Annotated in this window: 23 protein-coding genes; 7 read left to right on the top strand and 16 right to left on the bottom strand. The window is 72.6% G+C overall.

Translation table 11 applies throughout. The features are described from left to right. Positions 1-50 precede the first annotated feature (50 nt). Entirely contained in the window at positions 51-476 is a 426-nt protein-coding gene (locus tag ABTW72_RS13920; protein WP_091405997.1) for a nucleoside deaminase, read from the bottom strand. Next, positions 473-1,324 carry an LLM class flavin-dependent oxidoreductase gene (locus ABTW72_RS13915; protein ID WP_350858402.1) on the bottom strand — a complete coding sequence of 284 codons (852 nt, stop codon included), beginning with the start codon at positions 1,322-1,324 and terminating at the stop codon, positions 473-475. The genes ABTW72_RS13920 and ABTW72_RS13915 overlap by 4 nt, the downstream gene beginning before the upstream one ends. A gap of 99 nt (positions 1,325-1,423) precedes the next feature. Between ABTW72_RS13915 and ABTW72_RS13910 the strand changes: the two genes are divergently transcribed. Together ABTW72_RS13910 and ABTW72_RS13905 are read left to right on the top strand one after the other, a co-directional pair. Then, on the top strand, positions 1,424-2,305 hold the full coding sequence (locus ABTW72_RS13910; protein ID WP_350858399.1) for an aminoglycoside phosphotransferase family protein: 882 nt from the start codon (positions 1,424-1,426) through the stop codon (positions 2,303-2,305). 359 nt (positions 2,306-2,664) lie between these two features. Continuing rightward, on the top strand, positions 2,665-2,814 hold the full coding sequence (locus tag ABTW72_RS13905; RefSeq protein ID WP_350858396.1) for a hypothetical protein: 150 nt from the start codon (positions 2,665-2,667) through the stop codon (positions 2,812-2,814). Between the two features lie 149 nt (positions 2,815-2,963). Here the strand turns inward: ABTW72_RS13905 and ABTW72_RS13900 are convergent, their stop codons facing one another. From ABTW72_RS13900 to ABTW72_RS13890, 3 genes are all read right to left on the bottom strand, one after another. Beyond that, positions 2,964-3,773, bottom strand: a complete 810-nt coding sequence (locus ABTW72_RS13900; protein ID WP_350858393.1) for an Fpg/Nei family DNA glycosylase — start codon at positions 3,771-3,773, stop codon at positions 2,964-2,966. A gap of 206 nt (positions 3,774-3,979) precedes the next feature. Continuing rightward, positions 3,980-4,180 (bottom strand): DUF397 domain-containing protein, encoded by a 201-nt coding sequence (locus ABTW72_RS13895; protein WP_350858391.1) that lies wholly within the window; start codon positions 4,178-4,180, stop codon positions 3,980-3,982. Next, positions 4,173-5,060: a helix-turn-helix domain-containing protein gene (locus tag ABTW72_RS13890; RefSeq protein WP_350858389.1), complete on the bottom strand. Its 888-nt coding sequence runs from the start codon at positions 5,058-5,060 to the stop codon at positions 4,173-4,175. Before ABTW72_RS13890 ends, ABTW72_RS13895 begins: the two co-directional genes overlap by 8 nt. A 323-nt stretch (positions 5,061-5,383) precedes the next feature. Here ABTW72_RS13890 and ABTW72_RS13885 point away from each other — a divergent pair, with 323 nt between their 5' ends. The 4 genes from ABTW72_RS13885 (at position 5,384) to rocD (ending at position 9,589) form a co-directional block, all read left to right on the top strand. After that, complete coding sequence (locus ABTW72_RS13885; RefSeq protein WP_350858386.1) at positions 5,384-5,902, top strand: hypothetical protein; 519 nt, start codon at positions 5,384-5,386, stop codon at positions 5,900-5,902. Between the two features lie 245 nt (positions 5,903-6,147). Continuing rightward, a complete protein-coding gene (locus ABTW72_RS13880; protein WP_350858383.1) occupies positions 6,148-7,056 on the top strand; it encodes a DMT family transporter in 909 nt (302 codons plus the stop codon). Between the two features lie 503 nt (positions 7,057-7,559). After that, complete coding sequence (gene ddaH, locus ABTW72_RS13875) at positions 7,560-8,375, top strand: dimethylargininase (protein ID WP_350858904.1); 816 nt, start codon at positions 7,560-7,562, stop codon at positions 8,373-8,375. Next, entirely contained in the window at positions 8,375-9,589 is a 1,215-nt protein-coding gene (gene rocD / locus ABTW72_RS13870) for an ornithine--oxo-acid transaminase (RefSeq protein WP_350858901.1), read from the top strand. Before ddaH ends, rocD begins: the two co-directional genes overlap by 1 nt. 53 nt (positions 9,590-9,642) lie before the next feature. Here rocD and ABTW72_RS13865 read toward each other — a convergent pair whose 3' ends face one another. The 8 genes from ABTW72_RS13865 to ABTW72_RS13830 form a co-directional block, all read right to left on the bottom strand. Then, complete coding sequence (locus ABTW72_RS13865; protein WP_112676988.1) at positions 9,643-10,797, bottom strand: FHA domain-containing protein; 1,155 nt, start codon at positions 10,795-10,797, stop codon at positions 9,643-9,645. Then, positions 10,794-11,087 carry a 4a-hydroxytetrahydrobiopterin dehydratase gene (locus tag ABTW72_RS13860; protein WP_186718179.1) on the bottom strand — a complete coding sequence of 98 codons (294 nt, stop codon included), beginning with the start codon at positions 11,085-11,087 and terminating at the stop codon, positions 10,794-10,796. The genes ABTW72_RS13865 and ABTW72_RS13860 overlap by 4 nt, the downstream gene beginning before the upstream one ends. Positions 11,088-11,203: 116 nt before the next feature. Beyond that, the gene (locus ABTW72_RS13855) at positions 11,204-11,446 is read right to left on the bottom strand and encodes a hypothetical protein (protein WP_350858380.1); all 243 of its coding nucleotides are present in this window, start codon (positions 11,444-11,446) and stop codon (positions 11,204-11,206) included. A 291-nt stretch (positions 11,447-11,737) separates the two neighbouring features. Continuing rightward, complete coding sequence (locus ABTW72_RS13850) at positions 11,738-12,787, bottom strand: fatty acid desaturase family protein (protein ID WP_350858377.1); 1,050 nt, start codon at positions 12,785-12,787, stop codon at positions 11,738-11,740. Between the two features lie 136 nt (positions 12,788-12,923). Next, complete coding sequence (locus ABTW72_RS13845) at positions 12,924-16,385, bottom strand: SCO7613 C-terminal domain-containing membrane protein (protein WP_350858374.1); 3,462 nt, start codon at positions 16,383-16,385, stop codon at positions 12,924-12,926. Positions 16,386-16,433: 48 nt separating this feature from the next. Further along, complete coding sequence (gene cutA / locus ABTW72_RS13840; RefSeq protein WP_091406014.1) at positions 16,434-16,754, bottom strand: divalent-cation tolerance protein CutA; 321 nt, start codon at positions 16,752-16,754, stop codon at positions 16,434-16,436. Between the two features lie 21 nt (positions 16,755-16,775). Further along, complete coding sequence (locus ABTW72_RS13835; protein WP_350858370.1) at positions 16,776-17,780, bottom strand: 1-acyl-sn-glycerol-3-phosphate acyltransferase; 1,005 nt, start codon at positions 17,778-17,780, stop codon at positions 16,776-16,778. After that, positions 17,780-18,613 carry a patatin-like phospholipase family protein gene (locus ABTW72_RS13830; RefSeq protein WP_238661642.1) on the bottom strand — a complete coding sequence of 278 codons (834 nt, stop codon included), beginning with the start codon at positions 18,611-18,613 and terminating at the stop codon, positions 17,780-17,782. The genes ABTW72_RS13835 and ABTW72_RS13830 overlap by 1 nt, the downstream gene beginning before the upstream one ends. A 165-nt stretch (positions 18,614-18,778) precedes the next feature. On the opposite strand from ABTW72_RS13830, the gene ABTW72_RS13825 reads away from it, so the two are divergent. Further along, positions 18,779-20,278 carry a serine/threonine-protein kinase gene (locus tag ABTW72_RS13825; RefSeq protein WP_350858367.1) on the top strand — a complete coding sequence of 500 codons (1,500 nt, stop codon included), beginning with the start codon at positions 18,779-18,781 and terminating at the stop codon, positions 20,276-20,278. Positions 20,279-20,296: 18 nt separating this feature from the next. On the opposite strand, the gene ABTW72_RS13820 is transcribed toward ABTW72_RS13825, so the two are convergent. From ABTW72_RS13820 to ABTW72_RS13810, 3 genes are all read right to left on the bottom strand, one after another. Then, a complete protein-coding gene (locus ABTW72_RS13820) occupies positions 20,297-21,352 on the bottom strand; it encodes a glycosyltransferase family 4 protein (RefSeq protein WP_350858898.1) in 1,056 nt (351 codons plus the stop codon). 149 nt (positions 21,353-21,501) lie between these two features. Then, positions 21,502-22,173: a BON domain-containing protein gene (locus tag ABTW72_RS13815; RefSeq protein ID WP_210785378.1), complete on the bottom strand. Its 672-nt coding sequence runs from the start codon at positions 22,171-22,173 to the stop codon at positions 21,502-21,504. 179 nt (positions 22,174-22,352) lie between these two features. Further along, on the bottom strand, positions 22,353-23,969 hold the full coding sequence (locus ABTW72_RS13810) for a trypsin-like peptidase domain-containing protein (protein ID WP_350858364.1): 1,617 nt from the start codon (positions 23,967-23,969) through the stop codon (positions 22,353-22,355). Positions 23,970-23,990: the final 21 nt, after the last annotated feature.

Genomic DNA, 23,990 nt, shown 5'->3' with positions numbered 1-23,990 from the left:
CGGCCGACTGTCAATTCCGGCTGCGTCACACCGCCTCGGGGCAGCTTCGGTCAGTAGTAGTCGTCGATCGGCTGGCGTGCCTCGTCGAACAGCGCCGGCCCCTCGTAGCGGACCGGGGGCAGCGGCGGGGTGGCCGGCTTGACCTCCTCGAACTGCTCGGTGGACAGCGCGTACACCACCCGCCCGAGGCCGGACCGGTCGATCGCCGTCGCGCACATCGCGCAGGGCTGACAACTGGTGAACATGGTGGTGCCGGCGGCCACCTCGGGGGAGAGTTCCCGAGCCGCCCAGCGGGCCAGCTTCAACTCCGGATGGGCGCTGATGTCCGCGTCGGAGACCACCGTGTTGTGGTCCTCGATCAGGACGACGCCGGCCGCGTCGACCAGCAACGAGCCGAACGGCCGTTCGCCGGAAGCCCCCGCCCGCCTGGCGATCTCCACGGCGTGGCGAAGAAACTTCTCGTCGTCGGGGGTCATCGGTCCTCCTGGTTTGCGTGATGTGCGGCCACGGCCGCGAGGGTCCGCCAGGCGCGTTCGGGCTGGCGGATCTCGGTCAGGTCGCCGTTGAACGGGTCCAGCACCACCGTCTCCGCGCCGAGCGCACGAAGCTGGTCGAGGTCGGCGACGATCTGATCGATGGTGCCGACACCGGCGAGCCGGTCCGGGTCGGTGACCGGTTCCCAGGTCTCCTGGAGCGCGATCCGCGGCACCAACGCGGGCACCGGGCGACCCAACTCGTCAGCGATGTCCGTCAGCCGTCCGACCGCCTCGGCCAGCCGTGCCGGCGTGACCCGCAGCGGGTGCCAGGCGTCACCGAGCAGTACCGCGCGCCGCATGCCGGCCTCGCTGTTGCCACCGACCCAGATCGGGATAGCGGCCGTGTCGTAGTCGTCGGTGTCCTGCCAGGCCTCGCGCATGGTGTGCAGGTACTCGTCGGTCAGCGCGCCGCGCTGCCGGAACGGCACGCCGAGCGCCTCGAACTCCTGCCGGGCCCAGCCGACGCCGACACCGAGAACGAGCCGGCCGCCGCTGAGCCGGTTGAGGTTCGCCGCCATCCGGGCGGTGAGCAGCGGGTGCCGGTACGGGACGATGAGCACCGTGGTGCCCAGCCGAACCCGGCTGGTCACCCCGGCCAGCCAGGACAGCGTGGTGAACGGCTCGTAGAACGGCCCCGGATACTGCTCGGCCACGTCCGGGGTCACAGCGATGTGATCGGAGACCATCAACAGGTCGAAGCCGAGACCCTCCACCGTCTGCGCCCACCGACGTAGCACGTCGGGGTCGGTGCCCGGGGCGAAGTTCGGTACGTTCACACCAATCTGCACCCGTCCACGCTAGCCACTGTGGACCGGTGTGTGAACGCCGTGGCCCGGCTGAATCACCCGGCAGCCGGCACGAATCACCGCACGACTCAGGAGCGCCGGATGGATCTGCCCGAGGGACTCGACTGGGTACGCGGATCACCCGCCGGTCGCGCCTGGCTGGCCGCACTCCCGACGTGGCTGAACGAGTGCGCCGAGCGGTGGTCGTTGCGGGTCGGCCCGCCCTTCCGGCAGGCGTACGCCTCACTGGCACTCCCCGCCCACCTGGCCGACGGCACGGCGGCAGTGCTGAAGCTCCAGTACCCCGACGAGGAGAGCCGGCACGAAGCCGACGCGTTGGCGCACTGGGACGGTGACGCGGCGATCCGTCTGCTCGCCCACGACCCCGGGCGGCGTGCCCTGCTGCTCGAACGCTGTCAGCCCGGCACTCCCCTGCACGACCTTCCGCCGGACCGAGCGCTGGACGTGGTGATCGGACTGCTCCCCCGGCTCTGGCGACCGGCCGGCGCGCCGTTCACCCCGCTGGCACAGGAGGCCGCCGGTTGGATCGACCGGATGCCCCGGGCCTGGGAACGGGCCGGCCGGCCGTACGAGCGGCGGCTGCTGGACGCGGCGCTCGACCTGCTCAGCGGCCTGGCGTCGAGCCAGGGCGAGCAGGTGCTGGTCAACCAGGACCTGCACGCCGGCAACATCCTCGCCGCCGACTCGCTCACCGCCGAACGAGGGCCGTGGCTGGCGATCGACCCGAAGCCGCTGACCGGGGAACGGGAGTTCTCGGTAGTGCCGATGGTGCGCGGCCCGGAGTTGGGCCACTCCCCGGTTGCCGTGCGGCATCGACTGCACCGGCTCAGCACCGAACTGGGACTGGACCCCGAACGGGTGCGAGGTTGGACGATCGGGCACACGCTGGCCTGGAGCGTCGCCGACGGCATCATCTTCTCGCAGAAGATCGACGTGGTCCGCTGGTTACTCGACGGCGACTGAGGCCCGGCAGCGCACCCGCAGATTTCGAGGTTGATGGTGGTGGGCTGGCGCCGTCGACAGCGGCCCGATGTCGATGAGAAGCGACAGCTCTGCGCACATCCATCGATATACGCTGTGCCGACACTCACCTTTGTGGAGGGAGACCGATGACCACGCGACGAATGAGTGCTCGGCTGGCAGGTATCGCGGTGCTCGCGGCGGCGGTGACCTACGTTGTGCCCGCGGCACCGGCGTCGGCGGCCTGTGGGCAGGGCTGGTCGGACCGGAGCAGCCGCACAGCCGTGGTGACGGCAAACGGTGTCCGTTACCGTACTGGGCCGCACACGTCCTGCACCGCCTATGGCCAGGTGAATCGTGGCGTGACGGCGTACCTGGACTGCGCCACGCGCGGCGACACGGTCAACGGCATCGCCGTCTGGTGGCACGTGCGCTTCAGCACCGGTGGGTCCGGCTTCATCAGCGGGGCGTACCTCAACCCGTGGGTCCAGTACACCACCGAGAACTGCTGATCGTCCGATCGACTGGGGCCAGGGCTCGCACTCGCGACGAACGACCTGGCCCCGGTCGATCGACCGTTCGACATGGGTCCGATCGTCACGGCGCGGTGGGTTCGCGCTGCCAGGCCGGGTCGACAAGGGTGGTGATCCGGGTGACCGGTTCAGCCGGCCTGGCAGGTACGACACCAGTAGAGGTTGCGGCCGGCCAACTCGCCGCGGCTGACGTCGGTGCCGCAGACGTGGCAGGGTGCTCCCGGGCGGCGGTAGACGTACACCTCGCCACCGTGCCGGTCCACCCGGGCCGGGCGGCCCATCACCTCCGGCAGGTGCGTGTCGCGGACCGTGTCGATCCGGCCGTGCGTGACCGCGAGCCGCATCAGCCCGACCAGGTCGGCCCAGAGCGCGTCCCAGCCGGCTCTGGTCACCTGTCGGCCCGGCATCCTCGGCGGCAGCCCCGCCCGGAACAGCGCCTCGGTCACGAAGATCAGGCCGGTGCCGGCCACCACCGACTGGTCCAGCAACAGTGCGGCGAGGGGTGTGGGGCTGCGCGAGATCCGGGCGTACGCCCGCTCCGGGTCGGCGTCGGCGCGCAACGGATCCGGCCCGAGGCGATCCCGCAGCGCGGCCACCTCGGGCGGGGTGAGCAGCTCGCAGGCCGTCGGCCCGCGCAGGTCGAGCCAGTGCCGGTCGCTGGCCAGCCGCAGCCGCAGCTGACCGACCGGCTCCGGCGGCTCCCCCGGCCCGTCGGTGAACTTGCCGTACAACCCGAGGTGTACGTGCAGCGTCAGCTCGCCGGCGTAGTGGTGCAGCAGGTGCTTGCCGTAGGCCTCGGTGCCCTCCAGCACGGTCCCGGAGAGCCGCGCGGCACCCTCGACGAAACGGCCCTGCGGGCTCGCGGCGTGCAGCTTGTCCCCGGCGAACAGCTCGGCGTGCCGGGCTGCCAGGCGGTGGATGGTGTGTCCCTCTGGCACAGGTGCCAAGGATAGTCAGCCCGCCCGACCGGGCCGCGCGCTGATCGCTCGGGTCCCCCGCCGCGCTGATCGCCCTGGTCCCCCACTGCGTTGACCGGCGCGGGACCGCCGCGTTGATCGACTCGAGTTTCCGGAAGGCGGGGTGTTCGGATGAGCGGGACGCCCCGACTTCCAGGAAGGCGGGTCGATCAAGGTGGGCGGCGCGGTCAGCCCTGGCGCTGCTCCTTGACGCCGCTCACGAACGCGGCCCAGGTGGCCGGGGCGAAGGCCAGCGCCGGACCGCTCGGGTCCTTGCTGTCCCGTACGCCGACGACGCCGGGCAGGTTGTCGGCCACCTCGACGCAGTTGCCGCCGCTCCCGCCGCTGCGGGTGCTCTTGCGCCAGGTCGCACCGGCAAGGTCAGTCATGATGCTCCTCGATGATCGAAGTGATCATTTTCTCTGATTCTGCCTCACCCGAGGCGAGGGCTTCCAGGTCCGACCAGACATGTTCGTAGGCGGCCACCTCGGCGGGCTTGTCCAGGTAGAGCGCGCCGGTGATGTTCTCGACGTAGACGGTGGTCGGCTCGGTCGACGCCCTGCCGAAGGCCTGCGGGAAGTCCAGCAGGACGAAGGTGCCGGTCTCGCTGGCCAACGGCGGGCCGGCGGCGAGCGGCAACACCCGCAGACTCACGTTCGGCAGCGCGGCCACGTCGAGCAGGTGGCGCAACTGCTCAGCCATCGCCCGGCGGTCGGGGATCGTGCGCCGCAGCACTGCCTCGCTCAGGACGACCCGCAGGGTGGGCGCGGTGGGCAGCCGGCGCACGAGAATGCCCTGCCGTTGCAGCCGCACCTCCACCAACTTCTCCCGATCCTTTCCGGCCATCGTCGGATTCTTCCGGCGGAACAGCTCGCTGGCGTACTCCCGGGTTTGCAGGAGCCCGGGGATTAACTCGGCGTCATATTGACGCAGCGCGGCGGCGGACGATTCCAGGCCGACGTACAGCGAGAACCACGACGGGACGACGTCACCGTACGAATGCCACCAACCTTGGGCGCGAGTCTCTTTCGCGAGGCCGGCGACGATCTCTCCCATGGCGTCAGGCACCCGGTAGAGAGCGCACAACGCGCGGGCGTCGACGACACGCACCGGGACCAACCCCTTCTCGATGCGCCACACCTTCTGCCGCGAACAGTCCAGTGCTTCGGCGGCGGCGTCCAGCGTCACCGAGGCATCCTCGCGGAGCTGCGTGAGCAGCCGACCGAGCTGCCGCCGCGGGACGGTGGACCCGCTTGTTTCATCCGTCATGCAACATCACCGCTCTCCTCCTGCAACGCCGAATGTTTCACCCCGTACGCATTCCTTTACCATTCCTCGTGCGTCAATACGGCCTGAGGTTAAGGCGGGCATGGACGTTGCACAAGGTGGCCAGTGTGGAACATGCTGTCACGCGTCAGGATCTCCCAAAATGGCGTCGGGAATGGCGTCGACAATAGCCCGCTGCCTCACGCTCCCGCATTAGCCGCAGGTGGTGTGCCGCTGTTCTTCGGGAAGGACGCCGCCGTGCGTGTGTCGTACAACGAATACCTCTTGGTCACCGCGCTGACCCTCGCCCGTCGACACCGGCCCGTGTGGAGTTGGACGCGTTGGTGCACGGTGTGCCGCTGCGGCGCGGAGCTGCCCTGCCGGGTGCGCCACCGCATCCCGATCAACCGCGGGCACTGGCCGACGTGACCGAACTGAAGCCCGGCGACCTGCTGCTGATCGGCGAGGCGTGCTCGGTGCAGTTCGCCGGCGACCGCGCGCTGCGCCTTCGACTCGCGAGTGTGGACCCACGCCCGACCTACCACGGGTGGGTCTGGCTGACGGGTTACGTACTGAACGACAAGGGCCTGGCCGTCGACAAGCGGGAGGTGTTCGTGCAACAGGCCAGCGTGCTGGTGCTCCGCGCCGCACCCGCGATCACGCCCGCACCCCGCACCCGCGTCCCCCGCGCACCCGCACCCGCACCCGCACCCGCACCCGCACCCGCACCCGGCAAGTCGCCCACACCGGACAGGTTGGCGCCGGTCAGCGTGCCCACGCCGGGCACGTCGACGCGGTCCGCCGCTGATCCGCTCGGGTTCGAGGAAACCGGGGTGTCCACGTAGGCGGAACACCCCGACTTTCAGGAAACCGAGTCGGTCAAGGCCAGGCCAGGCCGAGGCAGGCCCGGGACCGAGACAGGGCCAGGGACAGGGCCAGGGCCGAGACAGGACGAGAGCCGGTCAAGGCCGGTCTCGGCGTCCGTACCCAGGATTGGTGTCAGGAAACGCCCAGGTGGGTATTTGAGGGGCGACACCGCGTGGGTGCCACCCTCTTCGTCGGCCACCACGCATTCATCAGGAGGTGTGTAGTGGTCAGGATTCCTTCGCTGTCCCGCCGGTCCGAGCCGGCACCGACGCGGGACGAGAACCTCGACGGCCGCGTGGACGGCCGCGACACTCCGGTCTCCGAGACCGGTCAGTCGGACGACGGCGTCGGCCGCCCGGTGGTCACCGACCGGGACGCCGACCAGACGACGTACCGCAGCGCCGGCACGACCGGCGGCCAGACCAGCGAGGCCGAGCGGCGGGCCAACGAGCGCGCGGCCGTGGCCCGAGCCGCCACCGCGCGACCGGTGGAGACCGAGTCGCGGGGCGCCGCTTCCCGCCCGGTCGCACCCGAGCCCGTGAACGGCGCGACCAGCCCGGTCGCACCCGAGCCGGTGAACGGCACGACCAGCCCGGTCACCCCCGAGCCCCGCACCGGCACCGCCAACAAGGTGGAGACCGGGTCCCGGCCCACCGTCGCCCCGACGACGGCGCGTACCGCCGAGCGGGACGCCGACCTCGACAGCGCCACCGGTCGACCCGACACCACCGACCGGGTCACCACGGACCGTCCGGTCGACCCGACCCCGGGCGTGAGCACGCCCGAGCCGCCGGTGACCCGTGGCCCGAAGCCGCGGGCCAGCCTGCTCGCCACCCTCGGCCTGATCGTCTCGGTCGCCGGCGCGATGTTCGTGCTGACCGGGACCCTGGCCGGGTACGGCATCGGGCTCGGCGCGTTCGGTGCGGTGCTGGCGGTGCTCGGCCTGATGGCCACCCGTCGTCGGCACGTCGCCGGCAAGACCGACGCGCTCTTCGGCGTGCTGATCGGGCTGGCCGCTGTCGTGATCGGGGTGCTCGCGATGACCGGCCAGTTCGACTGGCCGACCACCGACGGCGACTGGGTGTCGCGCTTCCGGGAGTGGCTTGACTCACAGTTTGTGGATCGTTTCTAGCGGGCACTGTTCCGCTCGCCGGTGATGCACCGGCGAACAGCCGGCGGTTCGCCGGCAGCCCGATCAGTCCGGTGGTTCACCGGCCGGGCGACACCCTTTCAGGGGCGGCGGTTCGCCGCCCCTGAAGTGTGTCCGGGGCCCGGCCCGACAACGAGGCCCCCGGGTCAGCGACGGCCCGGCCGCCCCGCCACGCCACTGTGCTCTGCTCCACTCCAGGCGAGACCGCATGCGTGGTATCCGGACGTTGGCTGTTGCGTCCGGTGAGCAGAGCAAAGGCCGCGCGAGAGGCCCTGCGGCAGGTGGCCCGGGACACGAATCCCGACCCAGGCAGCCTCCGACGCAACGATTCACAGCCGGAGAGCGGCCAGACGCAACGAATCTTCGGTCTGCGCAACTCTCGGTGGTGGATCCTGCCGCTGACGCCGCATACCGTTGAGCAACGGCGCCAGCCCGTGGGCCACGGTGGCCGGGCGCGCCCGACCCCTGGGAGCAGGACAATGACGATGGACGCCACCAGCCAGCGCCTGTTGATGTGCCGGCCGACGTACTTCGCCGTCGATTACGCGATCAACCCCTGGATGGACCCGAGCGCGCCGGTCGACGCCGCGCTGGCCGTCCGGCAGTGGGAGCAGCTGCGCCAGACGTACCTTGACCTGGGCCACACCGTCGAGGAGATCACTCCGGTGCCCGGCCTGCCCGACATGGTCTTCGCCGCCAACGGCGGCACCGTGATCGACGGCAAGGCGATGGCCGTGCAGTTCCGCGACCCGCAGCGCGCCGACGAGGCGCCGGCGTACCGAGCCTGGTTCGAGGCCGCCGGCTTCGAGATGTACGACCCGAAGCACATCAACGAGGGCGAGGGCGACGTCCTGCTGGCCGGTGACCACCTGCTGGCCGGCACCGGCTTCCGCACGGCACACGCCGCACACGCCCAGTTGCAGGAGGTCTTCGGCTACCCGGTGATCACCATGCAGCTGGTCGACCCGCGCTTCTACCACCTGGACACCGCATTGACAGTGCTCGACGAGCGGACCGTGGCGTACCTGCCGGAGGCGTTCTCCCCGGGCAGTCAGGCCGTGCTGCGCCGACTCTTCCCCGACGCGGTGCACGCCACCATGGCCGACGCCGAGGTGCTGGGGCTGAACGCGGTCAGCGACGGACGGCACGTGGTGCTGCCCGCGCAGGCCACCGACCTGGCCGCCAAGCTGCGCGACCGGGGCTACGAGACCATCGGGGTCGACCTGTCCGAGCTACGTAAGGCCGGCGGCGGACCGAAGTGCTGCACGCTGCGACTCCGTCAGGGAAAGGCAAGCAAGTGATAGTGGATGACAAGCTGCGTACGCCGGGAGCGGTCCGGGACGCCGAGCGCTGGACTGCGCACAACTACCACCCGCTGCCGGTGGTGATCTCGTCCGCCGAGGGCGCCTGGCTCACCGATGTGGACGGCCGCCGCTACCTGGACTGCCTGGCCGGCTACTCCGCGCTGAACTTCGGTCATCGGCACCCGCAGCTGATCGCCGCCGCGCACGCCCAACTGGACCGGCTCACGTTGACCAGCCGGGCGTTCATCCACGACCAGTTCGCCGACTTCTGCCGGGAGCTGGCCGAGCTGTGCGGCAAGGACCTCGTGCTGCCGATGAACACCGGCGCCGAGGCGGTCGAAACCGGGATCAAGGTGGCCCGCAAGTGGGGCTACCAGGTCAAGGGCGTGCCCGCCGGGCAGGCCAACATCGTGGTCGCCGAGGGCAACTTCCACGGGCGTACCACCACCATCGTGAGCTTCTCCACCGACGAGGACGCCCGCGCCGACTTCGGGCCGTACACCCCGGGGTTCACTGTCGTGCCGTACGGCGACCTGGAAGCGCTGACCGCAGCGATCGACGAGAACACCGTGGCCGTGCTGCTGGAGCCGATCCAGGGCGAGCAGGGTGTGGTGGTGCCGCCGGAGGGTTACCTGCCGGGCGTACGCCAGGTCTGCACCGAGCGCGACGTGCTCTTCATCGCCGACGAGATCCAGTCGGGTCTGGGGCGTACCGGCGCGACCTTCGCCTGTGACCACGAGGGCGTCGTGCCGGACATGTACCTGCTCGGCAAGGCGCTCGGCGGCGGCATCGTGCCGGTGTCCGCGGTGGCCGCGAACGCCGACGTGCTCGGCGTGCTCAAGCCCGGCCAGCACGGCTCCACCTTCGGCGGCAACCCGCTCGCCTGCGCGGTGGCGATCGAGGTGGTCCGGCTGCTGGCCACCGGCGAGTTCCAGCGCCGCTCGGCCGAGCTGGGTGAGCGGTTGCGGGCCGGCCTGGAAGGGCTGGTCGGCAAGGGCCTGGTCGGGGTACGGGTCCGTGGCCTGTGGGCCGGTCTGGACATCGACCCGGCGCTGATGAGCGGTCGGGAGGCGTGCGAGCGCCTCGCCGAGCGTGGAGTGCTCGCCAAGGACACCCACGGCTCCACCATCCGACTCGCCCCGCCGCTGGTGATCACCGAGGACGAGATCGACCTGGCGGTGAGCCAGCTGGCCGAGGTGCTGGCCGGCTGACCCAGCAACGTGGTGAAAGGCGGGCGTCGGGGTTCCGGCGCCCGCCTTTCGCGTCAGGGGCGGGGCAGGCGCATGGCCATGGTCGGAGCCTCGGCCATCACCGAGGTGGGGGTGAACGGGGCGCCGGTGGGCAGCTCCTCGGCCCGACCGATCTGCACCCCCGGATACAACTCCACCATGTCGTTCTCGCCCAGCACCCGGGACTGCTGAGGGGCCAGCGGAATCCGGTCGGACTCGGTCATCGAACCGGCCGGGCGGATGCCGGAGCCGTTGGTGCTGACGTCGGTCACGATGACCTCGCCGACCCGCAGCTCGAAGCGGACGTGACCACGGCTGATCCAGCGCCGGGCCTCGTCGTTGAGCCACTGCCCGAGCATGATCCCGCCGTCCTGCTCGGGAGCCCGACCGGCCACGATCGGCTGCTCCTCGCTGAGCACGAACCGCCGCCGGACCAGGCCGCCGACGCGCACCGCGAGCACCTCGGTACGCGGACGCGGGCCGCCGTCCCCGAGCCGTACGCCGTGTCGGGGGCAGGTCGGCACGCCGTTGCGCAGCGCGGGCGGCGGCTGCGCGGCGGGGCTGCGATCAGCGCCCCCGGCCAGGTCGGCGAACGCGCCACCCCCACCACCGCCGCCGAACAGCGCGCAGCCCGACTCCGGGCAGCGCCACTGGCGGGCCAGCAGCTTGACGCCGGTCGGCGACCGTTTGCCGGCCACCGGCGAGTGCCCACCACCGACGTGGGCGATGAACACCGGCCCGCCGGCACCCGGCACCGGCGCGACCACCCGACCGGGCTGCTCGACCAGCCATGGGAACCGACCGCGCAACCCGTCGAAGCGGACCCGGCTGAGCACCGGCAGACCGAGCAGGTCGGCTACCTCCAACATCCGGTCACCCGGGTTGTCGAGCACCTCGACGAGCCCGTCGTCGGCCCAGCGGCGGACGACCATCCGCTCGTTCGAGGTGAGGTCGGCGTCGGAGAGCAACGCCCGGTGCACGACCGCGTAGACCTGGACGCTGTCCTCCTCCAGCTCGCGGGAGAGCGCGTCGATGACCATGCCAAGCCGCAGCAGGCTGGCCGGCCGGCCACCGTCGATGTCCTGGTAACGGATCACCTCGGCCAGGTCGACCACGGCCCGGGCCAGTGACGGGTCCGTGCAGACCCGACCCTCGATGGCATCCAGAACCTTGCTGATCTCGAATCTCATGCCGCACTCCGGACGATGTCGTCAATTCGCCGGGCCAGCTCGATGTCCCGGTGGGTGACCCCACCGGCCGAGTGCGTGACACAGCGGAAGGTCAGGGTCCGCCATCGGATGTCGATGTCGGGATGGTGGTCGAGCTCCTCGGCCACCGTCGCCACCCGGTCCACCACCGCGATGGCCGCCGGGAAACTGCCGAGCTGGACGGTACGACCGATGCCGGTCGGGTCACCCGACCAGTCGGGCAACCGGCTCAGCTCTTCTCGCACCGCGTCCGCGGTGAGCAGGTCTGCCATGACCAGACCCTACCGGTGGCGCGTCCGACGAGCCGGACGCGCCACCTCCCGTCAACCGCCCAGTGCCAGGTGGAAGCAGGGAGCAGCTCGTACGGGCGCAGCCATGCCCCGTTCAGTTACTCGGGTTGGGACCACACCAGAAGACGGCCGCCGGATTCTCGAATCAGCATGTCGTCTCGCGAGCTCAACTCCTTGGCCACCTCCCGGACTTCACAACGCGCCAGGAAGAACATGAAGTGAAGTGGAAACGGCGGGCGACTCCGGGGAAGCCCGTCCGCATCGAGAGAAAGATTGGCTCGGTCAGCAGCCTCGCACAGCACGGCGACGAACAGCGGGAAGAAACCCTTACCGACCAGCACGTCAGCCTCTTCCACAACAACGGCAACAGGGCGCTTGCCGTGCCAACTGCCGCATCCTCCGAGAGTCCAGCCTCCGGACGACACCGCCGGATGTCAGTGCAGCCACCTTCTCGTGGGCCACGCGGTCGTCGTTCCGCGCGACCACCACCCAGGGCCCGACCGGCGATGCGAGGTCGAACGACACCACGGAATTGCTCACGGATATTCCCCGACGTAGTAGAAGCTGCCGTAGTGGTCAGGGTATAGAAGGGGCGGCATCGTCAGATGCCGCCCCATCGATCAGTCCTCGCGTCAGCCGCGCAGCGGTCGACCCACCTCGTGCAGGTGACCGAGCGCCTGCCGGTACGACTCGACCAGCCCGGTCTCGGCGTACGGGATGCCCTGCTCGACGCAGTAGGCCCGGACGATCGGCTGGGCCCGGCGCAGGTTGGCCCGGGGCATGTTCGGGAAGAGGTGGTGCTCGATCTGGTAGTTGAGACCGCCGAGTGTGGTGTCCACCAGTCGGCTGCCGCGCACGTTGCGGGAGGTCAGCACCTGCTTACGCAGGAAGTCCAGCTCGTCCTCGGCGGTCGGCATCGGCATGCCCTTGTGGTTGGGCGCGAACGCGCAGCCCATGTAGAGGCCCCACAGCGCCTGGTGCACGACGGCGAAGAGCAGCGCCTTGACCGGGGACATGACCGCCAACAGCAGCGCCACGTAGGCGGCGGTGTGCGCGACGAGCAACGCCGCCTCGACCGCCCGGTGCCGCATCGGGACGGCGTACTTCCCGTCCTCCCGGCCGACGATCGCCTTGATGCTCGCCACGTGCAGGTTCAGGCCCTCCAGCAGGAGCATCGGGAAGAAGAAGTACGCCTGCCGCTTGGCCATCCAGCGGCCGATCCCCCGGGTCTCCAACGCCTGCTCGGGCGTCCACACGAGGGCCCCCGCGCCGACGTCCGGGTCCTCGTCCTCGTGGTTCGGGTTGGCGTGGTGCCGGTTGTGCTTGTCGACCCACCAGCCGTAGCTGATCCCCACCGCCACGTTGCCGGCGAGCAGCCCCACCAGCTCGCTGGGGCCACGCCGACGGAACATCTGGCGGTGCCCGGCGTCGTGACCGAGGAACGCGACCTGGGTGGTGGCCACCGCCATCAGGGCCGCGAGCGGAAGCTGCCACCAGGAGTCGCCGAGCAGGAAAACGGCCACCCAGCCGGCCACGAAGGCACCGAGGGTGAGCACGATGCGGGTGACATACCAGCCGGGGCGCCGCTCCAGCAGGCCCGCCTGGCTGATCCGTCGGGACAACTGTGCGTAGTCACTACCTCGCCGTCGTACCGGCGGTTCCGCCACCGCTCCGAGCGCCATCGCTGCTCCCGTTCCGCTTGCGCCCGTACCGGGGTGGTTCGGGCTTAATGTCAAGTCTCCCGATTGCGGTAGCGGTGAGTAACCCCGACAACCCCCGAATGGGAGGTAGGGCAGGCCCTACCCCTACGGGCTCGACTCAGCTCAGTCGGCCGACCGCGGCGCGCAGTCGAGCCAGGTCACGTCGCCGCCGCTCGTAGGTGGCGGCGAGCCCGACCAGCGCCAGCCCGCCGACCCCCAGGTAGATCCACCGGGGCAGCAGATCCCAACCCCGGGCCAGCTCGTGCAGCGCCAACAGCGTCAGCGCACCACCCCCGAGCAGCACCGGCGCCTGCCACCGGCGGGTCGCGCCGGCCAGCACCGCGCCGGTCGCCGCCGCCCCGAGGAGCAGTCGCCGCCACGGCTGCGGGTCCGCCCCGGCCAGCACCGACACGAGGCTGGGCAGCAACCCCGCGACCAGCCCCGGGCCGAGGGCCGGCCAACTGGTCAGCCCCGGCCGGGTGCGCAGCGCCAACAGACCCGCGCCGACGGCGAGCGCCGCGGCCGGCAGGGTGTACGCCTCCAGCACGGTCACCCCACCGGCCGCGAGCAGCACCCAGGCCCCGAGCAACTCGCTGCCGGCGGCGATCCCGACGAACGCCCACCGCCGACCGGCCGGTTCGCCCCGGCGCAGCAGCCGCAGCGCCACGGCGACACCCCAGAGCACGCAGACGGTGGCGAGGTGCCGTGCCACCTCGACGGCGAGCACCGCCGCCACCAGCGCGACGGCCTGCGCGGTGGCGTCCAGCACCCGTCCCAGCCGGACCCGCGCCGGGGTGACCGCCGCGGCGGCAAGCACCAACCCGGCCACCGCCAGCAGCGGGTACGCGGCAGCCCGCAAGGGCAGCCCACCGGCGAGCGGGGCGGTCACCGCCAACGCGGACGCCGCGCCCACGGCGGCGAGACAACCGGCGACCCGCACCTCGAACCGGCGCGCCCCGGCGGCGACCGCGACCGCCGCCACCAGCAGCGCCCCCTCGGCCGCGAGTGTCCCGGCCCGGGTGGCCAGCAGACCGAGCACACCGGAGGCCACCAGCACCACGCCCACCGGCACGGCGACCGGTGTGAGCGCCGGGCGGGCCGCCGCCAGCGCGGTGAACAGCAGCGCCGCCAGGCCGGCGAGCAGGACGGCGGCCGGCAGCACCGGCCACGGCGCGCCGACCGCGATGAGCAGCACCGGCAGCGCCGCCGCGACGAACGGCAGGGCGGGCGGCACCGGCAGGCCCACCCTCCGACCGGCCAGCCCGCCGGCCACCGCCAACACGACCAGCGCGAACCCGACCGGGAGCACCGACGGGTCGGCGACGACCGTCGGCACCCCCGACCACACCCGGTTCCCGCCGCCGTAGGGCGACCCGAGCGCGGTCAGCACCGTCGGCAGGGCCGCCAGGACGGCGACCGCCGCCAGCGTGCCGCCGGCCGCCAGCAACAGCGCCGACCGGGCCGACTCGCACCCGTCGGCCGCCGGCCGTTCCCCGAGGACCGCCTGGCCGGATGCGCTCGCCGACCGCAGCCAGCAGACGCCCAGCGCGGCCAGCGCCGCGTACAGCACGAGCGGCTCGTCACCCGCGCCGACCAGCGGCGCGAGGCCGGGCACGGCCACCGCCGCGGCGGCGCCGGTCACCGCGTACCCGATCAGCTCCACCCGGTGGCGGCGGGCCGCGAGCGCCGCGACCAGCGACAGCGCGGCGGCGGCCAGCGCGATCCGGGCCTGCCACCAGGACGGCCCGCCCGCGGCGAACATCGCCACCGCCGCGATCCCGGGCAGCGCGAGCTGCCCGACCAGCAGACCCGCGCCGGCCACCTCCCGGTACGCGCCGGCCCCCCGTCGGACGGCGAGCGCCAGCCCGACCACGGCGAGCACGCCGAGTGCCACCAGAACACCGATCGGGGTGGCCAGGGCGACCAGCAGCCCGTGCCCGAGCAGGACGCCACCGCCGAGCGCCCGGGTGCGCAGGGCGACCGATGGGGTGCTCGGGCGGGCCAGCACGGCGAGCAGCAACGCGACCCCGCCGACCAGGTCGACGGTCACCACCTGAGGCCAGGAGGCCGACCAGCCGGCGGGTACGGCGAACAGCACCGCCACCGCGCCGGCCGTGGCGAGCACCGTCCGCGCGCCACGGGGCAGCAGGAGCACCACCGCGCCGATCGCCAACGCCACAGCGGGTGCCAGCTGCCAACCCCAGCGCAGCTCCGGCCCCGTCCCGGCCCCGCCCCAGGGCGGCAGCGACCGGCCGACGGCAGCGACCGCCAGCCCGATGGTGATCAACACGGTGAGCTGCGCCGTGCCCACCGCGACGAACAGCGCGCCGGCCCGCGGACCGGTCCGCCAACCGCCGCCACCGTCCACCGCCGCCCCGGCCGCCGTCGGCAGGAGCCGCACGGCTGCGGCCATCCCCAGCGCCACCATTGCCGCCGCGAGCAGCAGCAGTGATGGCCGCAGCTCCGCCACCGGACGCAGCAGGGCGGCGGCGAGCACCGGCACCAGCAGCCCGGCCGCCACCGCCCGCAGCGCCCGCCCCCCGACGAGCCAGGCCGCGCCGAGCCCGGTCAGCGCGACCAGCAGCAGCGGCACCCCGGCCAGCAGTGGCGAACCCCCCGCCCGCCCACTGACCAGCGGCACCACCGCGCACGCCGAGGCGCCCACCAGCGCGGCGACGTGACCCGCGCCGGCCAGGACCCGGCCGACGAGCTGTGCCGCCCCCTCCCGGCCGCGCAACGCGGCCAGCACGGCCAGGTTCAGCGACGCCACCCCGAGCAGGACCAACGCCCACCCCGCCGCACCCAGCCCGGCCTCGGCGGCGAGCAGCGGCAACGCCGGCTGGGCGGCCACCAGGGCGGCGAACCAGGGCCCCGTCAACCCGCTCCACCGGCCGTACGCCACGGCAACCGCCGCGCTGGCCCCCCCGACCAGCGCGGCGTACCGGCTGCCCGGCCAGTCGGCCACGCCGGCCAGGTCCACCGACCAGGCCGCGTAACCGTCCAGCACCACCAGCAGCAATCCCACCGCGGCGAACGTCTCCGCCGTACCGCGCAGCCCCCGGCGGACCGCCAGCAGCGGTACGCCCAGCGCGAGCGCTGTGAACGCCGCCAGGATCAACGCCCTCCCGGCGACCCCCACCGCCGCCCAGGCGACCGCGGTGAACACCACCGCCGCGGTGCCCAGCAGGAGTCCACCGAGGACGAAGAGCAGACCCTGGACCGTCCGGGTCGAGGTCTCCGCCGCACCCGGCCGAGGATCCGCCGCCACCCCGGGACCCGGGCCGATGGACGGCGCCGGGCCGACGAGAGGCGCCGGGCGCGCCACGACCGAGGCCGCCAACCCGGCGCGGACGACCGCGGCCAGCTCGGCCCGCCGCCCGGACACGGTCGACAGCCGTCCGGCCAGCTCGGTGTACGCGCGGCGAGCCCGCTCCACCTGCGGCTCAAGCTCGGCGACCTCCCGGCTCAGCCGAACCACCTCGGCGGCGATCGGGTCGGGCGCACGCCGGCAGCCGGAACAACCGGCGCTCAGATCGGCCGGCGCACCGCAGGCGGGGCAGGGGTAACGGGTGTCGTCCACCCGGTCATCATCGACAACCGACCGGGATGCGACCCAGAGTGCGCGTACTCAGGAGCGGGTGTGCTCGTACACCCAGGTGGCGTAGTCGGGGTTGCCGCTCTCCACCCTGGACACCAGGATCTCCGGCACCTCGTACGGGTGGCTGACCCGGATCTGGTCCAGCAACGCGGTGAGCCGATCCGGTGCGGTCTTGAACTGCACCGACCACTCGGTGCTCGTCTCCATCCCGGACCGCCACCAGTAGGTGCTGTCCACCTGACCACCCACCTGGGCGCAGGCGGCGAGCCTGCCGGCGACGGCCGCAGCCGCCAGCACGTCGGCGACCGAACGCGCATCCACCACCGTTGTCACCACGCAGATCTCGTCCACGCCCGCACCCTACGCGGACATCTACCGATTAGCGGCGACCCAGGCGTCAATCTGCGCCCACCAATCGAAGAGCCAGTCGATGCGTTGCTGCCGTCCGGTCGGTACGTCCTCCGGCGGCACGGACCAGAACCGCATGACGATCCGCTTGTCCATCGGCAGTTCCCGCCACACGTCGGCGACGGTGAGCATCCGGTCCAGACCGGTGTGGGCGACGAAGATGACCCCGGCGTCCGGTGCCGCGTCCAGCGCGGCGAGCATCCCACCGGGCTGCGGGGCGAGCACGTGGCGCATCCGCTCGGCGCGCAGGGCCATCCTTTCCAGGCCGAGGGAGCGCAGCCGGGCGATGGCGCGCAGCCGTCGCCTGGGGGTGAAGTTGCCGCCCTCGGGAAAGATCACGAACGCGTCGTTGTCGTCCAGGCCGGTGGCGAGGTGCCCGACCTGGCGTACCGTCTCCTCGCCGCGCTCCGGGGTCGGCGCGATGAACCGGTTGGGCAGCCGGTTGAGCAGCACGTCGATCGCCGGATCCCACTGGAGGCTGTCCTTGAGGACGATCCGAGGTTCCCGGTGGAACCAGTTGACCAGCCCGTGGATCAGGATGAACGAGTCGCCCGGCCCGGCGTGCCGACAGAGCACCAGCTCGGGCCGGCCGGGCAGCGCGGTGTCCGGGTCGGTGCCCACGACGTCGATGCGCAACCGCAGTGTCCAATGTGCCTGCCAGAACAGCACCCGCAGGAACCAGCCGGCCAGCACGTAGTGCGCGCGCTGGAAGGCCGGCGACCGGGTCCGCCAGCCGAAGCCGGAGACGACCCAGAGCAGGAAGAGCGCGAGCAGCGCGGCGGCGTCCCAGACCAGGTAGAAGCAGCCGATCCAGAGCAGTCGCAGCGGGCGCAACCGGCCCGGGACCAGCGGGGACGCGGCCGCGGCGAGCAACGCCCAGATCGGCAACGTGGTGACCACGAGGAAGGCGAGCAGCACGACGGCGGGGGCGATCAGCAGCCGACGCAGCCACCGGGGAGGCAGCGGCATCAACGCTCCAGGTGGGTGGCGAGGTAACGCCGGGAGGCGGTGTACGCGCGGCTGATCCGGCGTCCCACCGCCGCCATGTCCCGGTAGGCCCACGGCGTGTCGTCGCGCGGGTTGAGCCCGCCGGTCGGCAGGACGTGCACCTCCACCCCCTCCGGCAGCGCCGCCATCTCGCGGAAGAAGCGGTGCCGGCGGGAGATCTCGAACGCGACCTGCGCGATCTCCCACGGCCGACGGGGCGGGGTCAGCTCCCGTTCGATCCGACCCACCTGGAGGACGTAGATCCGGCGGGCACCGACGGCCACCGCCTCGCCGATCGGGATGGAGTTGACGATGCCTCCGTCCACGTAGTGCGCGCCGTCGATCTGCATCGGCGGAAGGAGGCCCGGCACCGAGGCCGACGCCATCACCGCCGGCACCACCGGGCCGCTGTCGAACCAGTGCTCGGCGGCCCGCTCGATGTGGGCGGCGCAGCACCGGAACGGCACCCGCAGGTCGGCGAAGGTGGTGTCCACCCCCAGTTCGGTTTCCAAGAGGCGGCGCAGCGGCCGGGGTGAGTGCAGGTGGGTGCGGGCGGCGAAGCGGCGCAACTGGCGGGCGACCGAGTCGCCGTACACCTCGCTCGCCTCCGGTGAGGCCCAGAGCCGGACCAGCCGGTCGGTCACCGCCTCGGACGGATCGGCGGCGACCAGCGCGCCGTTGACCGCGCCGATCGAGGTGCCGAGGACCATGTCGGGTTGGATGCCGGCCCGGAACAGGGCACGCAACATGCCGACCTCGACCGCGCCGAGCACTCCCCCGCCGCCGAGCACGAACGCCACCGGTCCCCCCGCCATGTCTCTCATCCTGGCACGGGCCCGCCGCCGACCGGTGGGCCGCTGTCGACCGGCGGTCAGCGCACGGCAGGCACCGTCCGTCGACGGCTGGTGGCGACGGCGTTGACAGGCAGGACGCATTCGCGCAACCTGATACCGCTCCCACCCCTGAGGCAGGTGCGATCCGTGAAGGCAGCACTGCATCCGGGCCGATTGCTGGCTCGCAGATACCGACTTCTGGACCAGATCGGCGCCGGCGGCATGTCGGTCATCTGGCGTGCCCGGGACGAGGTACTGGACCGGGTCGTCGCGCTGAAGGTGCTCGCCCCGTCACTCGCCGCCGACGCGCGGTTCCGGGGCATGGTGCGCGAGGAGGCACGGGCCGCCGCCCAGTTGGTGCACCCGCACCTGACCTCCGTGCACGACTACGGCGAGACGGTCGACCCGGACGGCTCGATCACCTCGTTCGTGGTGATGGAGCTGCTCAGCGGCGAGGAGTTGAAGCTGCGGCTCACCGAGGGGCCGCTGCCGTGGACCGAGGCGGTCCAGGTCGGCGCGCAGGTCGCGGACGCGCTGGCCGCCGCCCACCGGCTCGGCATCGTGCACCGGGACATCACCCCGGCCAACGTGATGATGACCGGGACGGGCGTCAAGGTGCTCGACTTCGGCATCGCCACCCGGATCGGCGCGCCCGACGAGGACGAGGACGGCGAGACCTTCGGCACCCCGGCGTACGTCGCCCCGGAACGCCTCGACGGCGCGCCGGCCCAACCGTCCACCGACGTCTACTCGCTCGGCGTACTGCTGCACGAGGCGCTCACCGGCCGGGTCCCGTATCCGGCGGACACCTGGGAGCAGCTCAGCGCCGCGCTGGCCAGTGGTCCGCCGCCGACGCTGGCCGACCTACCGGACCTGCCCGCACCGGTGGCCCAGATCTGCCTGCGCAGCCTCGCCCGGAACCCGGCCGATCGGCCGACGGCCCGGCAGGTAGCCACCGCGCTCCGCGACCACTCGCTGCCCGCCGAGCCCCCGACGGCGACCATCCGGGTGCCCACCCAGCCCCTGCCACCGCAGTCGCCGGCGGTCGCGACGGCCGGCGTACCGGCGGCGGCACGACTGGGCGGAGACACCTCGGACGGCGGAACCCCCTCCGGCGCGGGCGAGCCGGCTAGCGGGTCCGGCTGGTCGCGGCGGCGGTTGGTGCTGCTGCTGGTGCTGGCCGTCGGAGTGACACTGGCCGGGGTGGCCCTGCTGCCCGAACAGCAGCCGACCCGCCGGGCGCAGCCCTCCGCCGGGCCGGTGACGACCCCGTCGACCGACCCGCCGGCCCCCGAGTCGTCCGCGCCGATCACATCGACCCCACCGGCCGCGGCACCGTCGACGAGACCGACCACCGGGGCGCCCACCTCGAACCCGGGCACCCTGACCGAGGTCGCGAACCGGGTCGACGGGTTGATCGGCGCCGGCCTGAACGCCGGTGAGATCCGCGACGACGTGGCCCTCGACCTGCGCAACGAGCTGCGCAACCTGACCGTGGCGGTCAGCTCCGGGCGCGAAGAGCTCGCGCCGCCGGTGGCCCGGCTACGCGCGAAGGTCGCCGTCCGTCTCGGTGAGGGCGGCATCAGCCCGGCGTACGCCTCTCGGCTCGACGCCGCCATGGCCGAGCTGGGCGCGACCGGAGCCTGACCCGGCGACACCGGCAGGTCAGCGCACCGGCATCCGGGCCGGTTCACGGACGCCGTGCCGGCCGAGGGCGAAGCGCTGGAAGACCTCCGCGTAGCCGCTCGCCATCCGCTCGACCGAGAAGTTCCGCGCGACGTGCGCCACGCAGTCCTCCGGGTCGAGTCGCTCCGCCGCGAGCAACGCGGCCGGTAGCTCCTCCGACCGTTCGACGACGAGCCCGGTCAGCCCCGGCCGCACCAGCTCCGGCACCGCACCCCGGTTGAGCGCCACCACCGGCGTGCCGGTGGCCATCGCCTCCAGCATCACCATGCCGAACGGCTCATCCCACTGGATCGGCATGATCAGGCAGCGCGCGTCGACAAGCATCCGCAACGTCGTCGCGCGGTCCGCGTTGAGCACGACGGTCACGTCGTCGTCGACCATCGGCGCGACGACCTGCTCGTAGTAGCGACGCTCGGCCGGCTCGTTGCACTTGCCGGCCAACAGCAGGGGCAGCCCGGCCGCCCGGCACGCCCGGATGGCGGTGTCCGGGCCCTTGTCCGGGCTGAACCGGGCCAGCCACAGCACCGGCCCCGCGCCGGGCGTGTGCTTGCGCGGGAAGCCGCGGATGTCGAGCGCGTTGTGCACCGTGCCGGCCCAGGGCAGGTTCGGGTTCAGCCGGCGCTGGGCGTGCGAGATGGCCACCAGTGCGACGCCCGCGTCGATGTCGCTCAGCACGTCGCCGTACTCCCCCACGGGGTTGCCGTGCACGGTCGCGACCGTCGGCACGGCCCGGCGGCCGGCGACCAGCGGACCGATCGTGGTGTGATCGTGGATCACGTCGAAGTCGGCCGGGCTGATCAGCCGATTCACCCGGGCCAGGTGTGCCAGCTCGGGCAGTGACTCGCCGAGCCGCTCGTACTGGACCTCGGCCACCGTGGAGACGAAGCCGTCGGCCGCCGTGCCGTGGTCACCTCCGGCGCCGAACAGGGTCACCGAGTGCCCCTGCCCGCAGAGCGCGTCCACCAGGGCGGCGACGACCTGTTCAAGGCCGCCGTAGCCGGGCGGCGGTACGGACAACCACGGCGGAACCACCATCGCGATGCGCAGCGACCGCTCCTCGGGGCGGCCCGCAGGCGGGTGGTTCACGGCCACGAGTCCTCCCCGTTGCTCCCCCGGTGCGGCGGCACCGCCGGTCGGCGGCGGTTTCCCGGTGGCGTCCCGGGTAAACCGGACATGGCGGACGATCACCCACCCACCAGGAGTTGGTCGTGGACCACCCGCACCCCGGGCGCGGACCACGCCACCCGCTCGACCTGATCGCGTTCCCACCAGGAACGGACCACGCCGGCGAGGACCAGCGTGTCGCCGTCCACCTCGACGGTCACCCGCTCGCCGCCGAGCGTGCGCAGCAGCGCCCGCTGGACGTCGCGCCGCAGCCGCTCGGCAGCCGGTGGCGCCGCGGGTCGTACCTCGATCAGGTTGGTGATCCCCCGTACGCCGTCGAGCCGGCGCACCTCGCCCTCGGCGGCCCGCCGCTGCCATCCGAACTCGACCTCACCGCGCAGCATCAGCCAGCCGTTGGCCACTGTCACGTCCAGCCGTTCGGCGGGCACGAAACTGTCCCACTCCAAGGCACGGGTGGCGGCGTTGGCGACCTCGGCGTCGGTACGCCCCGGAGTGCCGGGCAGCCGCACCTCCATCTCGTCGGCAACCGCCCGTACGCCGCGAACCCGCTGTGCGCACCGCGTCGCGGCCCAGCCGCGGGCGGCACCGTCCACAAATCCGGTCAGGGTGACCACGCCCTGATCGACGGTCACGCCGATCTCGTTCGGTTGCAGCCGGGCGTCCCAGGCCAGCTCGGCCAGAACGTCGCGTTGGATCCGCTGGTCGTCGCGGACACCCACCACCTCGGTCATGGCACCCCACCCCCCGGTTCCGGTCGTCGCCCTCCGAACCTGCCGGGCGGACGGGTGACGGCGGTTCACCCGATCCGGGTGAACCGCCGTCCGGGCGGAAAGAAGCGGCGGGTGACGGAGCCGACCCCCTCGGCCCCGCCACCCGCCGCCGGAGGGAGGAAGCAGGTTCAGACAGCTGGTCAGGACGTTTCGGCGAGCGTCACGGTCGCCGACTTCTCGACACCGTTGCGCTTGAACTGCACCTCGACCCGGTCGCCGACCTTGCCGGCCTGCACCGCGCCGACCAGGTCGTCCGAGTCGTTGACGGGCTTGTCGCCGAACCGGGTGACGACGTCGCCGCGCTGGAGGCCGGCCTTCTCCGCCGGGCTGCCCGGGGTGACCGACGCGACGAGGGCGCCGCCGCCCTCAGCCTGGTTGACGCCGACTCCGAGCGACGGGTGACTGACCTTCTCGCCCCGCTGGAGCTTGCCCGCGACGTCCTTGGCCTTGTTGCTGGGGATGGCGAACCCGACACCGATGTTGCCGGTGCTCTGCCCGGAGGTCGCGATGGCGGTGTTGACGCCGATCACCTCACCTCGGGTGTTGACCAGTGCGCCGCCGGAGTTGCCGGGGTTGATCGGCGCGTCCGTCTGGAGCAGGCCGGAGATCGAGCTGACCGGCTGGCTCTGCTGCTGGGTCGGGTCCTGCGGCTGCCCCTCACCGGCCCGGATGGTGCGGTCCCGGGCGCTGAGGATGCCCGAGGTCACCGAACCCTGCAGACCGAGCGGGCTGCCCAGGGCGAGCACCTGGTCGCCGACCTGCATGGCGTCGCTGTCGCCGAACTTGGCCGGCTTGAGGTCGTTCACCCCATTGGCCTTCACCACGGCCAGGTCGGTCTTCGGGTCGGTGCCGATGATCTTCGCGTCGGCGGTCTTGCCGTCGGCGAAGACCACCCGTACGGCGTCGCCGGCGGCGGACGCGACCACGTGGTTGTTGGTCAGCACGTACCCGTCGGCGCTGAGCACCACCCCGGAACCCTCACCGCTGTTGGTGGTGATCGAGACGACGCTGTCCTGCACCGACGCGGCGATCTTCGGCAGGTCGGCGCCATTGATCACGGGAGCCGCGGAGTAGGTGCGGGTGATGCCACCGCCGTCGCCGTCGAGGGCGAGCGCGAGTGCCCCACCGGCAACACCGGAACCGAGCATCAGGGCGAACACCGCGACACCGGCACCGGCGAACTTGGCGATCCGACCCGGCCGGGGGCCGCTGCCGGGCGGCGCGACCTGCGGGCCCCACGGCGGGACCGGCTGGCCCGGGTGCTGTCCGGGGTGCTGGGCGTGCTGCCCGGGGTGCTGCTGGTGCTGGGCGTACGGCATGCCCGGCTGGCCCCCGCCGGCCCAGCCGGACTGCTGGCCCGGGTACCAGGGAGCACCGGGGTAGTGGCCGGCGGCCGGCTGTGGGTAGCCGGGCTGGCCGGGCGCCGGGTGACCGGAGACCGGGTACGGCGGCGCGGACGCGGCGGCGGCCGGGCGCTCGTAGCCGGTCGACGGCTCGTACCCGGTCGGCTGGGCGGCGGCCGGCTGGCCGGCGGGCGCGGAGGAGCCGGTGTACGCGGCCGGGGTGCCGGCGGTGGTCTCCGCGTCACCGGTGGTGGAGGCGACCGTCGGGTCACCGCCGGTCGAGACGACCGGTACGGGAGTGGTCGGGGAGTCGGACTGCACGCGCTCGTCGCGCGGCAGCTCGGCGGTGGGGTGCGACGGCTCGGCGTCGGTGGGGGCCGGCCGGCGCTGCGGGTCGGACTCGAACTCGGTCATGGCACTACCTTCTCCCCCGGC

This window comes from Micromonospora sp. NPDC127501 (genome assembly GCF_040302185.1).
GTDB lineage: Bacteria > Actinomycetota > Actinomycetes > Mycobacteriales > Micromonosporaceae > Micromonospora.
Note: the sequence above shows the minus strand (reverse complement) of the source record. Positions and strands in the feature narration are given on the sequence as shown.

What these genes read in the sequence shown, in the direction of transcription:
- ABTW72_RS13920 (WP_091405997.1), bottom strand. Translation starts at nt 476, where the DNA reads ATGACCCCCGACGACGAGAAGTTTCTTCGCCACGCCGTGGAGATCGCC.
- ABTW72_RS13910 (WP_350858399.1), top strand. Translation starts at nt 1,424, where the DNA reads ATGGATCTGCCCGAGGGACTCGACTGGGTACGCGGATCACCCGCCGGT.
- ABTW72_RS13895 (WP_350858391.1), bottom strand. Translation starts at nt 4,180, where the DNA reads ATGACTGACCTTGCCGGTGCGACCTGGCGCAAGAGCACCCGCAGCGGC.
- ABTW72_RS13890 (WP_350858389.1), bottom strand. Translation starts at nt 5,060, where the DNA reads ATGACGGATGAAACAAGCGGGTCCACCGTCCCGCGGCGGCAGCTCGGT.
- ddaH (WP_350858904.1), top strand. Translation starts at nt 7,560, where the DNA reads ATGGACGCCACCAGCCAGCGCCTGTTGATGTGCCGGCCGACGTACTTC.
- ABTW72_RS13865 (WP_112676988.1), bottom strand. Translation starts at nt 10,797, where the DNA reads ATGAGATTCGAGATCAGCAAGGTTCTGGATGCCATCGAGGGTCGGGTC.
- ABTW72_RS13860 (WP_186718179.1), bottom strand. Translation starts at nt 11,087, where the DNA reads ATGGCAGACCTGCTCACCGCGGACGCGGTGCGAGAAGAGCTGAGCCGG.
- ABTW72_RS13850 (WP_350858377.1), bottom strand. Translation starts at nt 12,787, where the DNA reads ATGGCGCTCGGAGCGGTGGCGGAACCGCCGGTACGACGGCGAGGTAGT.
- ABTW72_RS13835 (WP_350858370.1), bottom strand. Translation starts at nt 17,780, where the DNA reads ATGCCGCTGCCTCCCCGGTGGCTGCGTCGGCTGCTGATCGCCCCCGCC.
- ABTW72_RS13830 (WP_238661642.1), bottom strand. Translation starts at nt 18,613, where the DNA reads ATGGCGGGGGGACCGGTGGCGTTCGTGCTCGGCGGCGGGGGAGTGCTC.
- ABTW72_RS13820 (WP_350858898.1), bottom strand. Translation starts at nt 21,352, where the DNA reads ATGGTGGTTCCGCCGTGGTTGTCCGTACCGCCGCCCGGCTACGGCGGC.
- ABTW72_RS13815 (WP_210785378.1), bottom strand. Translation starts at nt 22,173, where the DNA reads ATGACCGAGGTGGTGGGTGTCCGCGACGACCAGCGGATCCAACGCGAC.
- ABTW72_RS13810 (WP_350858364.1), bottom strand. Translation starts at nt 23,969, where the DNA reads ATGACCGAGTTCGAGTCCGACCCGCAGCGCCGGCCGGCCCCCACCGAC.